Origin of the sequence: Xenorhabdus sp. PB62.4 (assembly GCF_014467285.1) — a bacterium.
Taxonomy (GTDB): Bacteria; Pseudomonadota; Gammaproteobacteria; order Enterobacterales; family Enterobacteriaceae; genus Xenorhabdus.
Window position 1 is genome coordinate 1 of record NZ_NKHR01000007.1, and the last position, 13,324, is coordinate 13,324.

Sequence of the window (13,324 nt, forward strand, 5' to 3'; positions counted from 1 at the left end):
CCGGACTTGAATCCCATAGAACACAAATGGGGTGGGGCAAAAGCGATAAGAAGACAAAAAAGATGTTCCGTTGATGAGTTGTTCACCGAGCACATCGAATGTGTCAGATCATGTTGATTCTGCTATATCATAGCCCTTATCTGCAATCACAAAATCTGAGGCCGGAGATTGTGTGACGAGGCTTTCAGCATGAACTATGTCATGGGTTTGACCACCGGAAAGCTCGAAATGCACCGGTAAACCATAACTGTCTACCGCTAAATGGATTTTGGTTGAGAGTCCGTCGGCTTTTTCCGATGGCTTCATCTTCCTTTGTGGCGGCACCCGAACTATGCTGATGTGCCTGTACAATACTGCCATCAATAACCAACCATTCGGTATCTGTATCCTCTGATAACATTTTGAAAAGTAAATGAAAAATGCTTTTTTTGACCAAACATTAAAACGTCGGAAGACGGTGTTCCATTTTCCAAATACGTCAGGTAAGTCCCGCCACGGGATCCCCGTTCTCATGCGGTAAAGAATACCTTCGAAAGTAAGACGATACTCTTCCTTGTTGTAGACAAGTCCATTTTGTTGCATGAATAAAAATAGCTTATTCCACAAAGAAGCTGGTAACATCGTTCTCGGCATGATGGTCTCAAGGTAACCGTTTTTTGGCAAAAACAAGAATACCAGATTATCATGCCGTTCAAGTTTCCTTCACAAAACGTCCACAGCCCCTAGATAGTACGTCATGAAATGATATCTGTTATGAGTATTGTCCATTTCATGTACAGGGCAAACGGGTCTAAATTAACCAATTAATTTTTTTGAGATACTTTTGCTCATTTCAGTACGTTATTAATGGCTGATTGTAGTTTATCATGGGGTTTTCCATCTCCAATTACCCTGAAACAGCACGATGAAAGCGACCTCTATCAGTCACACCTTCGGGCATCTCAGTGATCCTCGAGTCAATCGAACTCAGCGCCACTCGCTTATCGATATTCTCACTATCTCAATTTGTGCCATCATCTGCGGCTGTGAGAATTTCAATGACATTGAAGAACATGGAAAAACCAAAGAAGACTGGTTCCGGCAATTTCTGGCGTTACCTAATGGAATACCCAGTCATGATACCTTCAACGATGTCCTCAACCGACTCAATCCGCACGAGTTTGGCCACGCCTTTACGCCTTTACGCCTTTACCGCGTGGGTGAAAAGTCTGGCTAACCTGACCAAAGATATTATTGCGTTAGATGGCAAAACGATGCGGAGCACACTGGATAAGGCCAAGGATGTCCCAGCTATCCATCTGGTGAGTGCCTAGTCGGTCGCCAATCAGCTTTGTTTTGACCAAGTGAAAGTGTCGGACAAATCTAATGAGATCACCGCGCTCCCCAAGCTGCTGGCCTTGCTGGATATCGAAGAGGCGACAATCACGATTGATGCGATGGGCTGCCAGTATCAGATAGCGGAGCAGATTGTGGCAGGTCAGGCGGATTATGTGTTGGCACTGAAAGGCAATTTTATGAGGATATCAAGCTGTTTTAGATACTCATCTGATCAATCACTTTGCCGGGATAGTACATGGCCGAAACCGATGTGTCGAGGGGGATCATGGGCATATAGAACAGCGGCAGGTATGGCTGGTCAACGATGTTGACTGGCTGAAAGAACGCCATCCACAATGGAAAACACTGGGCGGAATTACCGTGGTTGAATCTCATCGGGAAGTCAAAGGGAAAGCGGAGACGTATGAGCGACGTTACTACATCACCAACCATCAGGCCAGAACCGCCCAGTTTATCGCGTATGCAATACGCAACCATTGGCACATTGAATCGAAATTACACTGGTAGTTGGATGTGAGTTTCAATGAAGATAAAAACCGCCTGAGGAGTGGATACGGTGCGGAAAATCTCGCCTTAATGAATAAAATCGCGTTAAACCTGCTGAAAAATGAGAAAACGGTTAAGGTGAGCATCAAAACCAAGCGGCATAAAGCAGGCTGGGATAATAGTTATATGCTGAAAGTCCTTACGGTGGGTTTTCCATCAGTATAATTTAGACCCGTTTGCCCTGAGACTCAAAACTCAAATCTCAAATCTTTAAAAAATACAATTTAAGTTAATAAGATAAATTACCTGCATTACTGTTATAATCGATAACCCGATTTTCCACCTGTTCTTATGAAATCGAAGATAACACTTTCTGAGTCTGAACGAATTACATTGCAACAACTGGCCTTGAATCACCCACACCGGGACGTCCGTACGCGAGGAACGGGTTTGCTCATGCTTGCCAGAGGCGTCAAGCCGTCCCAGATCACCGCTGAGATAGGATGCAGTCTCCGGGTTATCTACAACTGGGTTCACACATGGCACAATTGCGGGATTGCGGGATTATTAGGGGGTCATGCCGGCGGCCGATATCTCGCCATGACGCCTGAAATGATTGCCACTGCGGTCGAAGCGGCCAGCGCAGAATCCCTGACGCTCGCCCGAATAGCTCAGTGCGTTGAGGCAAAGCAGGGTTCCCTGCCCTGTACGCTTGAAACGCTGGCGAATACCCTGAAAAAGCAGGGTCTCACCTATAAACGAACCCGCCTGTCGCTTAAAAAAAGCGCAACGAAACGGAGTTTGCTGAAAAATCCGCCTTGCTGAGCAAAATTAAGACCGGAGCACAGTTAGGCCATTACCGACTGGTCTATTTTGATGAGGCCGGTTTTGCCGCGTCCCCTCCGGTGCAATATGGCTGGAGTCCACGGGGTAAGCCCCATGAGACTGAGCCTCAAGCCCATGGCAGATGGTCAGTTCTGGGGGCGTTAAATTACACGGACAACATTTTTATATTATTTTTTTCTTATCATTAATAATTAGTCATAAATATAGGGGAGTCATTTGCTCAACCTTAATACTTATTATTTTTTTAGCTTTGCAATTAGGATTTAATGAGACTATCTCTTTAAATGTTTTTCATGATTTGTCAATTCCTTTTGGCGGAATAACTAAAGTAATAATTTCAATATTTTCATCACCCATGATTGTTGAATTTGTTTTAGGGATCTTTTGTTATTATTGTTTAAAATATATAAGAAGTGATTTTCTGAAGCTTCAAGAAGTTAGATTTATTCTTATTTCGTTGGTATCTTGTTGCTTTGTGATTCTTCTTTCTGAATCTACTTTCAAAGGTCATGGTATTCACAAATGGGGATTCATTAGCTTTATGTTAATATTTCTATTTGTTTTATATGAGAGAATTTTTAGTATAAAAAAAATGAAATCACTGTTTTTTTTAGGTGATATATCATACTCCATATATATGACTCACATAATAATTATAAATTTTTTATATAGAGATGAGTTATATTTTAATTTAAATGGAATTCCTAAATTTATATTTTATATTTTTGTGACAATTATATTTTCCACATTAACTCATTTTTTTATTGAAAAGCCATCAATCAATCTATGTCGTAATATTTTGAGAAAAATAAAAAGAACCAATAAATGAACATTATTCATTTGATTGTTCCTGAATTCAGTAACTCTATTGGGATAACATCCCCATCGCTCTATTCGACAAGATAGAGGTTGGTACTATACACTTAGTAGAAAAAACACACGCAGCAGAAATGGATACTGTAGAAAATTACAACTACATCCGTAACAATTTGATCAAACCATGCTAAACATCGTCCTATTCGAACCAGAAATCCCGCCTAATACAGGCAACATCATCCGCCTGTGTGCCAACACAGGCTGTCAACTTCATTTAATCCAACCTTTGGGTTTCACATGGGATGACAAGCGCCTGCGTCGTGCAGGATTGGATTACCATGAGTTTGCCAATATCAAACAACATCACGATTACAACGCATTCCTGGAAAGTGAAGGACTCAGTTCAGTCAATTCACAATCTTCTTCTGGAGCACGTCTATTTGCCTTAACCACAAAAGGCACTCCAGCTCACAGTAATGTAAGTTATCGTGATGGTGATTATCTGATGTTTGGCCCGGAAACCCGTGGTTTACCACCTTATGTGTTAGATAACATGCCCGCAGAACAAAAAATCAGAATACCCATGCTACCAGATAGCCGTAGCATGAATCTGTCCAATTCTGTTGCTGTGGTCGTGTTTGAAGCATGGCGACAACTGGGTTATCCTGGTGCGTTATTGCGGGATTAATATATAACATTCAGCGCCTAATCCGCGCTGAATGTCCTATCTATTGATGATGATAAAGAAGGAACAAAATTTCAAATCCCATCCCCGTTCTCAAATCCATTATTGATACCATTAAAGAGCTGGTTCATATCCAGTGATGGCTTATCACTTTCCGGCTTTCCGACAATCCGCGCCGGTACGCCCGCCACTGTGGTATGTGGTGGAACTGGCCTTAATACAACAGACCCTGCCCCAATTTTTGCGCCGCGACCAATCTCGATATTTCCGAGGATCTTAGAACCCGCTCCAATCATCACCCCTTCACGTACTTTCGGATGACGATCTCCGCTAGTTTTACCTGTTCCCCCAAGAGTCACAGATTGCAAAATGGATACATCATTCTCAACAACCGCCGTCTCACCTATCACAATGCCGGTTGCATGGTCCAGCATGATACCGCAGCCAATTTTCGCGGCAGGATGGATATCTACACCAAATGAAACTGAGATCTGGTTTTGCAGATAGATTGCCAATGCGTTGCGCTCTTGTTTCCACAACCAATGTGCGATGCGGTAGGCCTGTAGTGCATGGAAACCCTTAAGGTAAAGTAATGGAGTAGAGTACTTGTCTACCGCCGGATCACGCAATCGGACAGCTTTGATATCACGTGCTGCCGATTCAATCATCTTAGGGTCACTGCGATACGCGCTTTCAACGACTTCTCTGACTTCAATGGGAGGCATAATCGGGGTTGCCAGCTTATTTGCCAGCATGTAACTCAGGGCACTACCAAGATTTTCATGCTTGAGTAGTGTCGCGTGAAAAAAACTGGCTAACATGGGTTCACAGTCTGCCAGCGCTTTTGCCTCATTTTTTATATTTTTCCAGACTTCGTTCAGTTCTTCTCGCGACATATCAGTCGTTCCTATCATTGCTTAAGAATGAGAGCTTTCTCCTTCATCTCTTGTAGCTCTTCCCAATAGTGCTTGAGCAGCTTCAATCACATTTTTATCGCAGTACAGTATCTGGTAAATCTGTTCTGTAATAGGTAGTTCAACGCCTACTCTTTCCGCCAGCGCACGAACTTCTTTGGTGTTGCGATACCCTTCAACCACTTGCCCAATCTCGTATTGAGCATCATCAACATTGATTCCCTGCCCCAACATCATGCCAAAACGACGGTTACGGGATTGGTTGTCAGTACAGGTCAGGACGAGATCACCTAATCCAGCCATGCCCATGAATGTAGATGGGTCAGCCCCTAATGCCACTCCGAGGCGGCTCATCTCTGCCAATCCGCGGGTAATCAATGCCGTGCGAGCATTCGCGCCAAATCCCATACCATCAGAGATACCCGCACCAATTGCAATAACATTTTTTATTGCACCGCCGAGTTGTACCCCAATGAAATCAGGGTTTTTATATACCCGGAAGCTTTTGCCACAATGGAAAAGCTGCTGGAGTTCCTCGCCAAATTCAGGTGTTGTAGCAGAAACGGCGATCGCGGTTGGTAAACCTGCCGCCAGTTCTTTTGCGAATGTCGGGCCAGAGACGACTGCCAATGGGATTTCATTGCCTAATATCTCACGAGCCACATCTTGTAATAAGCGCCCTGTTTCAGCTTCTAGGCCCTTAGTTGCCCAAACAATGCGGCTATCATGTTGCAAATGTGGTTTTATCTGCTGTAAGACATTACCGAAAACGTGGCTGGGAACCACTATCAGGATATTCTGGCTGGCTGATACCGCGCTCTTCAGATCAGCTTCAAGCAGTAAGCTATCAGGGAAAGAAACATCCGGCAAAAATGCCTGATTGCAACGTGCTTGTTGCAAGGCATGAATGTGCTCAGGGTTATGTCCCCAGAGCACAACCTCATGCCCATTGCGCGCCAACGTAATGGCTAAGGCGGTGCCGTATGAACCGGCACCGATCACTGTCATACAAACAGTATTCATTAGGCTTCCTGTTCTGCCTCATTAGGCTGAGATTCAGCCTGCTGTTGCAGGTAGTTCATGAACAAAGCATCAAAGTTAACTGGAGCCAGGTTCAGTTGTGGGAAAGTACCACGTCCGACCAGACTGGTGATACATTCACGAGCATATGGGAACAGGATGTTCGGGCAATATGCGCCTAAGCAATGTGCCAGTTGGGTTCCTTCGATACCATCAATAGAGAAAATACCCGCTTGCTGAACTTCACACAGAAATGCGGTTTCTTCTCCTAATGTCGCCGTAACGGTGACACGCAGAACAACTTCATAGACTCCCTGAACCAATTCACTGGAAGCCGTATCCAGATCCAATTTGACTTCCGGTTGCCAATCCTGCTGGAAAATCTGAGGCGCTTTTGGTGCTTCGAAAGAAACATCTTTCGTGTAAATACGCTGGATCTGGAAAGCCATTTCTGTGCTGTTTTGTTCTGACATAATAATTACCTTTTTCAGACGTCCTTATTAAACCTTCGATAATGCAAGCATTCTGCTTGCACCTAAACTCGTTATCGCTATCGCTTGCCTCGGGCCAATGGCAAGTTTTCACCCGCCCACCCGGCAACTCCCTCTTTCAGGGAATAAACCTGCTCAAAGCCGACACGAACCAAATTTTCTGCCGGTGTTCTGGATTCCAATCCATTCGCTGAAACAACAATGACAGGCTGTTTTTTGTGTTTTTCCAGCTCACCCAGATTATTATCTTTAATCTCGGATGGTGTCAGGTTAACGGCACCAATAATATGCCCTCTGCGGAAATCGTCACGGGAGCGTAAATCCACGACGATAGCATCTTCCTTATTGATCAAATGAATAGCTTGTGCACGGGTGATCTCTTTACTCTTGGAGAACACACTTTTTGCCGTCATGACGATGACAGCCACCAGCAATGCAATCCAAACAAGACTCAGGATCGTGTTCCGGCTAATAAATTGCATGATTTCTTGCAGCATGGAGGGCAACAACTCCCGTTAGTTAATAACAAATATCTAAGGTAGCAGAGTATACCTGTGTGTTGCGTCAATTACAGCCAATTAGCACTAACACTATGCACATTTGTGCAGATTTTGCGGAGAGTTTCGAGAAAAATTAAAAAATACACCGAGAAGTTCTTAATTGTAATACGTCATTAAAATATTCCATGTCACATTGAGCCGGGGCAGGATCTTCGACAATATATGAACTAAATTAACTAAAACTCATATTGACGATAAAAAACAGGCTGTTCTCTGGTCAGGGGCAAGTCCTCATGAAATAATCGGGCACTATATAACAGAAAAAAAGATAGCAGAAAGGCATAGCAGCAGGGTATTCAATAAGATGGCTGAAAGTAAGGACCTAAAGCGCCGTGCGAATCGGCAGAAGCAATATCAGTGGCAAAAGAAAACCGGAGTGTTATCGCTCTGTGTCTTGTTGTTCGCCTTTTTCAGCCTCAGTATAAGCGCTTTCGCCAACCAAATCTCAGAGAATAAAAATCAGCTCAAAGATATTCAACAGGATATTGCCGAGAAAGAGAAAAGTGTAAAACAACAACAAAAACAACGCACCGACCTCGTTAATCAATTGAAAGAACAAGAAAGCACGATCTCAGAAGTAGGCCGATCTCTGCACGGTACACAGGCTCGCCTGAATAAACTGGGAAACGAACTCTCATCAATGAATACAAATATCAAACGGCTGCAAACGCAACAAAAAGAACAACGTAAATTACTTGCCAGTCAATTAAATGCCGCATTTCGGCAAGGAAATCACCAAGGATTAGAGTTGTTGCTCAATGGCGAAGAAACTCAACGCAAAGAACGTATTCTTGCTTATTACAGTTACTTGAATCAGGCACGCCAAGAAACTATCTCCAAACTGCAAAAAACAACAGAAGAACTTAACCAGCAAAAAAAATTACAACTGGAAAAACAAAGCGAACAAAAAGTAATACTGAACAACCAGAAGCAACAGAAACAAAAAATGGAAGTTGCCCGAACCGCACGACAAAACACGTTAACAGTGCTCGAATCTTCATTGAAAAAAGATCAACAGAGTCTGACGGAGCTTAGGCAAAATGAAACCAGCTTGAGAAATAAAATTGCCAAAGCTGAACGAGAAGCCAAAGCCCGTGCTGAACGTGAGGCTCGTGAGGCTGCTCGCGTCCGTGCTCAAGTTGCCGCTAAACAGAAACAGGCTCAGCAAAAAGGCGCCAGCTATAAACCTACAGAAGATGAACGTGCTCTCATGGCCCGGACAGGTGGTCTTGGGCGTCCGGCAGGGCAAGCAATCTGGCCTGTACGCGGCAGTGTCATCCATAGTTTTGGTGAAGCAATACAGGGTGAATTGCGCTGGAAAGGCATTGTTATCGCCGCCGCAGAAGGTACAGAAGTGAGAGCCATCTCAGATGGGCGCGTATTACTGGCAGATTGGTTGCAAGGCTATGGTTTGGTTGTCGTGATTGAGCACGGTAAAGGTGACATGAGCCTTTACGGCTACAACCAAAGCACACTCGTCAAAGTTGGGCAGCAAGTTCGGGCTGGTCAGCCAATCGCACTGGTCGGCAGCAGCGGCGGACAAAAACAACCTTCACTGTACTTTGAAATTCGTCGTCAGGGGCGGGCTGTTAATCCATTACCGTGGTTAGGTAAATAGGATAAAACACAACATAGGATGAATATACTAATGATGAAGATGCAGTATCTATTAATAAAACATGTTAGTTCGCTAACTCTGTTATTTTGGATACTGCTACTCGTCATATCATTGACGTTTACCTTGAATGCCCACGCTGCACGCTTAGCCATTGTCATTGATGATGTTGGTTATCGTGTTAATGAGGAAAACAAGATATTACAAATGCCCGTTGCGATTTCTATCGCAATACTACCCAATTCTCCACACGGCAGGAAAATGGCAGAAAAAGCCCATCAACAAGGGCGGGAAGTGTTGATCCACCTGCCGATGGCACCACTAAGCAAACAACCTTTGGAAAAAAACACCCTGCATCCGGCCATGAGTCAGGAAGAAATTGGTCGTATTATTCAAGATGCGATACAGAAAATTCCCCATGCTGTTGGCATGAATAACCATATGGGTAGTGCAATGACATCCAATCTCCGTGGCATGGAAAAAGTGATGCAAATATTATCTCGTCACCATCTCTATTTTCTGGATAGTGTCACGATTGGGAATACACAAGTTACTAAAGCAGCAATAGGAACATCCGTTCCAGTCATCCGCCGAAATGTTTTTTTGGATAATGTTCAATCCGAAGCTGAAACAAAACATCAACTCAACCGGGCAATTGCCCTTGCCCGTAAACAAGGTGTTGCTATTGCTATTGGGCATCCGCACCCAACAACTGTACGCGCCTTACAGCAAACTCTTGCAACATTACCCAGTGATATTGAGTTGGTAACACCTAGCATGTTACTAAGCCATAGACCTACAAATAAGAACAACCAACAAATAGCACGCAAGTGTAAGCCTGGCGAATCAGAGCCAGTCACTCAGTTGGCTTATATCAAGATGATAGGAAAAGAATTAGCTAACAATATCGTCATCAATACCTTAAATCAGCACATTCAAAAACTCTTGGGTAATGCCCCAAAACAAGAAGCTTCCGATCTCTTAGATAAGGCAGAAAGAAACCAAACAAAGAAAAACAAAGCAGCAGACAAGCTAAAATCACAGCAAAAAAATGTTCACACAGGCACCCATAAAACAAGCGTCCATAAAACAAGGGACGCCTGTTCTAACCTTTAACTTCTTTTTAGGTAGTTAAAATTTTTAATCCCAATTTAGGATCACTTTGCCAGATTGCCCTGACCGCATGATATCAAAGCCTTTCTGGTAATCATCAATCGGGAATTGATGAGTAATAATCGGAGTCAGATCTAAGCCAGATTGGATCAACGCTGCCATCTTGTACCATGTTTCGAACATCTCACGTCCATAAATACCTTTGATAAACAGCCCCTTAAAGATGACCTGATTCCAATCTATCGCCATGTCTGAAGGTGGAATGCCCAATAATGCAATGCGTCCACCATGATTCATGGTATTAAGCAAAGTACGGAACGCAGGTGGTGCGCCGGACATTTCCAGTCCAACATCAAAACCTTCTGTCATTCCCAACTCAGCCATCACATCAGTCAAATTTTCTTTGCTGACATTCACGGCACGGGTAACGCCCATTTTACGCGCTAATTCAAGGCGATATTCGTTCACATCCGTAATCACGACATGGCGGGCACCGACATGCTTACACACCGCCGCCGCCATAATCCCGATGGGACCAGCGCCGGATACCAGTACATCTTCCCCGACCAAATCAAAAGACAGCGCTGTGTGTACCGCATTACCAAAAGGATCAAAAATAGCCGCCAACTCATCCGGAATATTGTCTGGAATTTTAAAGGCATTAAATGCCGGAATTACCAGATATTCAGCAAAAGCGCCCTCACGGTTCACACCAACGCCAGTGGTATTACGGCATAAATGAGTACGGCCTCCACGGCAGTTACGGCAATGTCCACAGGTGATATGCCCTTCACCGGAAACGCGATCACCAATTTTGAATCCTTTTACTTCCTGACCAATCGCAACCACTTCACCGACATATTCGTGCCCTACCACCATCGGAACAGGGATCGTTTTCTGGGACCAATCATCCCAGTTATAGATGTGAACATCCGTACCACAAATGGCCGTTTTACGTATTTTAATCATCACATCATTGTGCCCAAGCTCCGGAATGGGCACATCCGTCATCCAAATCCCTTCTTCTGACTTTAATTTTGATAGTGCTTTCATAGTGATACCTTATGCAATGACGGCCAATTGCTTGCCAATGCGTGTAAACGCCGCCACCACTTGCTCAATTTGTTCTTCAGTATGGGCTGCTGAAATCTGGGTTCGAATACGCGCTTGGCCTTTAGGAACAACCGGATAGAAGAATCCAATCACATAGATGCCTTCTTTCAGCAATTCAGCCGCAAATTCTTGGGCTAATTTCGCATCACCCAACATGACAGGGATAATCGCATGATCTGCTCCTGCTAAAGTGAAACCTGCGGCAGTCATTTTCTCACGGAACAGATTCGCATTTCTCCAAAGACGCTCACGCAGGTCATCTCCATTTTCCAACATCTCCAGCACCTTGATAGATGCAGAAACAATGGCAGGAGCCAGTGAGTTGGAGAACAGATAAGGGCGTGAACGCTGACGCAGCCACTCAACAACTTCTTTACGTGCAGCGGTATAACCACCCGACGCGCCACCCAGAGCCTTACCCAGCGTACCCGTGATAATATCGACACGTCCCATGACATCACAATATTCATGTGTGCCACGGCCATTTTTACCAACAAAACCAACTGCATGTGAATCATCCACCATGACCAATGCACCAAATTCATCAGCCAGATCACAGATGGATTTCAAATCAGCAATCACTCCGTCCATTGAAAAGACGCCATCTGTTGCGATCAGAATATTTTGCGCACCTTCGGCCTTCGCTTTCTCCAACTGCGCTCTCAATTCCTGCATGTCATTATTGGCATAACGGTAACGTTTCGCTTTGCATAAACGGATACCATCAATGATGGAAGCGTGGTTCAAAGCATCAGAAATAATGGCATCTTCCGGCCCAAACAGCGTTTCAAACAGGCCACCATTGGCATCAAAACACGAGGAGTACAGAATGGCATCTTCCAAGCCTAAAAATTCAGCTATCTTAGTTTCTAATTCTTTATGGGAGTCTTGCGTACCACAAATAAAACGAACGGATGCCATACCAAAACCGTGACTATCCATTCCTGCTTTTGCAGCAGCGATCAGGTCAGGGTGATTAGCCAAACCTAAGTAGTTGTTGGCACAAAAATTAATGACTTGGTTACCCTCTGCGACAGCAATATTGGCATCCTGGGAAGATGTGATAATACGTTCAGTTTTAAATAAACCTTCAGAGCGGGTTTGTTCCAATTGCTCATTAATTTGCTGGTAAAATGACGCTGACATTTTTCTCTCCTGAGTACCTAAGTAAGTGGAAGGCTTGGCGTATTTTACTGATAGATGCTGCCAGTGACGACACACCAAGAAAGATAAAATGTAACTTTGTAAAGCCGATCACAGCTCGAAGTCTGTTCTGAGACAATATTTCAGGATATTCCCCTGTTTAACCTACTGTCGTCAGTAGGGTTAAGTGCTATTATACGCGCCAAAGATATACCAACTGACTATTTAGAGGTGAGCCAAATGATTATTGTCACTGGTGGCGCAGGGTTTATTGGCAGCAATATTGTCAAGGCACTGAATGACGAAGGCTATAAGGATATTCTTATTGTTGATAACCTGAAAGACGGCACAAAGTTCGTCAATTTAGTTGATTTGGATATCACCGATTATATGGATAAGGAAGATTTCATTGCCAGCATCATTGCCGGTGATGATTTAGGTGATATTGATGCCGTTTTCCATGAAGGTGCATGCTCATCCACAACGGAATGGGATGGTAAGTATATGATGGACAATAATTATCAGTACTCCAAAGATGTATTGCATTATTGCCTTGAGCGCCAAATCCCGTTCCTGTATGCCTCTTCTGCCGCAACTTACGGTGGCCGCAGTGATAATTTCATTGAAGAGCGTCAATACGAAAAACCTCTCAACGTTTATGGTTATTCCAAATTCCTGTTTGACCAATATGTTCGCGATATTTTGCCTCATGCAGATTCCCAGATTTGTGGATTCCGTTATTTCAACGTGTATGGGCCGCGCGAAGGGCATAAAGGTAGCATGGCCAGTGTCGCCTATCATTTAAATGATCAGATCCACCAAGGGCAAAATCCGAAATTATTTGCCGGTAGCGAAAATTTCCGGCGCGATTTTGTCTATGTCGGCGATGTTGCCGCAGTCAATCTATGGTTCTGGAAAAACAATGTATCCGGCATTTTTAACTGTGGAACAGGTCGTGCTGAATCTTTCCAGGCTGTTGCCGATGCCGTTACTGAATTCCATACAGAAAAATCTCCGGTTGTGGAATACATCGATTTCCCGGAAAAATTAAAAGGTCGCTACCAGAGTTTTACTCAGGCAGATCTGACCAAACTTCGTGCTGCTGGCTATAACAAACCGTTCAAAACCGTTGCCGAAGGTGTCACTGAATATATGCAATGGCTCAATCAGGATAATTAATCGAC

General features: G+C 44.0%; 18 protein-coding genes. 11 read left to right on the forward strand and 7 right to left on the reverse strand.

Translation table 11 applies throughout. From position 1 onward, the window contains the following. Window positions 1-108: 108 nt before the first annotated feature. The gene (locus Xenpb_RS08200) at window positions 109-633 is read right to left on the reverse strand and encodes an IS5 family transposase (RefSeq protein WP_255523082.1); all 525 of its coding nucleotides are present in this window, start codon (window positions 631-633) and stop codon (window positions 109-111) included. Between the two features lie 271 nt (window positions 634-904). Between Xenpb_RS08200 and Xenpb_RS19945 the strand changes: the two genes are divergently transcribed. The 8 genes from Xenpb_RS19945 to trmL all read left to right on the forward strand — a co-directional run bounded on the left by Xenpb_RS19945 (window position 905) and on the right by trmL (window position 4,174). Beyond that, entirely contained in the window at window positions 905-1,216 is a 312-nt protein-coding gene (locus Xenpb_RS19945; protein ID WP_255523083.1) for an ISAs1 family transposase, read from the forward strand. Window positions 1,217-1,349: 133 nt separating this feature from the next. Continuing rightward, on the forward strand, window positions 1,350-1,649 hold the full coding sequence (locus Xenpb_RS19950) for an ISAs1 family transposase (protein WP_368666807.1): 300 nt from the start codon (window positions 1,350-1,352) through the stop codon (window positions 1,647-1,649). Next, the gene (locus Xenpb_RS19955) at window positions 1,612-1,845 is read left to right on the forward strand and encodes a hypothetical protein (RefSeq protein WP_368666810.1); all 234 of its coding nucleotides are present in this window, start codon (window positions 1,612-1,614) and stop codon (window positions 1,843-1,845) included. Before Xenpb_RS19950 ends, Xenpb_RS19955 begins: the two co-directional genes overlap by 38 nt. A 6-nt stretch (window positions 1,846-1,851) precedes the next feature. Continuing rightward, the gene (locus Xenpb_RS19960; RefSeq protein ID WP_255523084.1) at window positions 1,852-2,049 is read left to right on the forward strand and encodes a hypothetical protein; all 198 of its coding nucleotides are present in this window, start codon (window positions 1,852-1,854) and stop codon (window positions 2,047-2,049) included. Window positions 2,050-2,175: 126 nt separating this feature from the next. Further along, window positions 2,176-2,649, forward strand: coding sequence for a helix-turn-helix domain-containing protein (locus Xenpb_RS08210; RefSeq protein ID WP_187653881.1), 474 nt, complete (start codon window positions 2,176-2,178; stop codon window positions 2,647-2,649). Further along, window positions 2,643-2,858, forward strand: a complete 216-nt coding sequence (locus tag Xenpb_RS08215) for a transposase (RefSeq protein WP_187653882.1) — start codon at window positions 2,643-2,645, stop codon at window positions 2,856-2,858. The genes Xenpb_RS08210 and Xenpb_RS08215 overlap by 7 nt, the downstream gene beginning before the upstream one ends. Next, complete coding sequence (locus tag Xenpb_RS20440; protein WP_187653883.1) at window positions 2,792-3,499, forward strand: acyltransferase; 708 nt, start codon at window positions 2,792-2,794, stop codon at window positions 3,497-3,499. Before Xenpb_RS08215 ends, Xenpb_RS20440 begins: the two co-directional genes overlap by 67 nt. 171 nt (window positions 3,500-3,670) lie before the next feature. Next, complete coding sequence (gene trmL, locus Xenpb_RS08225; protein WP_187653884.1) at window positions 3,671-4,174, forward strand: tRNA (uridine(34)/cytosine(34)/5-carboxymethylaminomethyluridine(34)-2'-O)-methyltransferase TrmL; 504 nt, start codon at window positions 3,671-3,673, stop codon at window positions 4,172-4,174. A 71-nt stretch (window positions 4,175-4,245) separates the two neighbouring features. Here the strand turns inward: trmL and cysE are convergent, their stop codons facing one another. The 4 genes from cysE to Xenpb_RS08245 form a co-directional block, all read right to left on the reverse strand. Further along, entirely contained in the window at window positions 4,246-5,067 is an 822-nt protein-coding gene (gene cysE / locus Xenpb_RS08230; RefSeq protein ID WP_187653885.1) for a serine O-acetyltransferase, read from the reverse strand. Between the two features lie 21 nt (window positions 5,068-5,088). Beyond that, complete coding sequence (gene gpsA / locus Xenpb_RS08235; protein ID WP_187653886.1) at window positions 5,089-6,108, reverse strand: NAD(P)H-dependent glycerol-3-phosphate dehydrogenase; 1,020 nt, start codon at window positions 6,106-6,108, stop codon at window positions 5,089-5,091. Then, window positions 6,108-6,578: a protein-export chaperone SecB gene (gene secB, locus Xenpb_RS08240; protein WP_187653887.1), complete on the reverse strand. Its 471-nt coding sequence runs from the start codon at window positions 6,576-6,578 to the stop codon at window positions 6,108-6,110. Before secB ends, gpsA begins: the two co-directional genes overlap by 1 nt. Before the next feature lie 77 nt (window positions 6,579-6,655). Then, window positions 6,656-7,093 (reverse strand): rhodanese-like domain-containing protein, encoded by a 438-nt coding sequence (locus Xenpb_RS08245; RefSeq protein ID WP_187653888.1) that lies wholly within the window; start codon window positions 7,091-7,093, stop codon window positions 6,656-6,658. Window positions 7,094-7,460: 367 nt separating this feature from the next. Here Xenpb_RS08245 and envC point away from each other — a divergent pair, with 367 nt between their 5' ends. Then, the gene (gene envC / locus Xenpb_RS08250) at window positions 7,461-8,774 is read left to right on the forward strand and encodes a murein hydrolase activator EnvC (RefSeq protein ID WP_187653889.1); all 1,314 of its coding nucleotides are present in this window, start codon (window positions 7,461-7,463) and stop codon (window positions 8,772-8,774) included. Window positions 8,775-8,804: 30 nt separating this feature from the next. Then, a complete protein-coding gene (locus tag Xenpb_RS08255) occupies window positions 8,805-9,887 on the forward strand; it encodes a divergent polysaccharide deacetylase family protein (protein ID WP_187653890.1) in 1,083 nt (360 codons plus the stop codon). A 24-nt stretch (window positions 9,888-9,911) separates the two neighbouring features. Here Xenpb_RS08255 and tdh read toward each other — a convergent pair whose 3' ends face one another. Both tdh and kbl read right to left on the reverse strand, forming a co-directional pair. Then, window positions 9,912-10,937 carry an L-threonine 3-dehydrogenase gene (gene tdh, locus Xenpb_RS08260; protein ID WP_187653891.1) on the reverse strand — a complete coding sequence of 342 codons (1,026 nt, stop codon included), beginning with the start codon at window positions 10,935-10,937 and terminating at the stop codon, window positions 9,912-9,914. Between the two features lie 9 nt (window positions 10,938-10,946). Beyond that, window positions 10,947-12,143, reverse strand: coding sequence for a glycine C-acetyltransferase (kbl, locus tag Xenpb_RS08265; RefSeq protein WP_187653892.1), 1,197 nt, complete (start codon window positions 12,141-12,143; stop codon window positions 10,947-10,949). A 237-nt stretch (window positions 12,144-12,380) separates the two neighbouring features. On the opposite strand from kbl, the gene rfaD reads away from it, so the two are divergent. Beyond that, complete coding sequence (gene rfaD, locus Xenpb_RS08270) at window positions 12,381-13,319, forward strand: ADP-glyceromanno-heptose 6-epimerase (protein ID WP_187653893.1); 939 nt, start codon at window positions 12,381-12,383, stop codon at window positions 13,317-13,319. Window positions 13,320-13,324 lie beyond the last annotated feature (5 nt).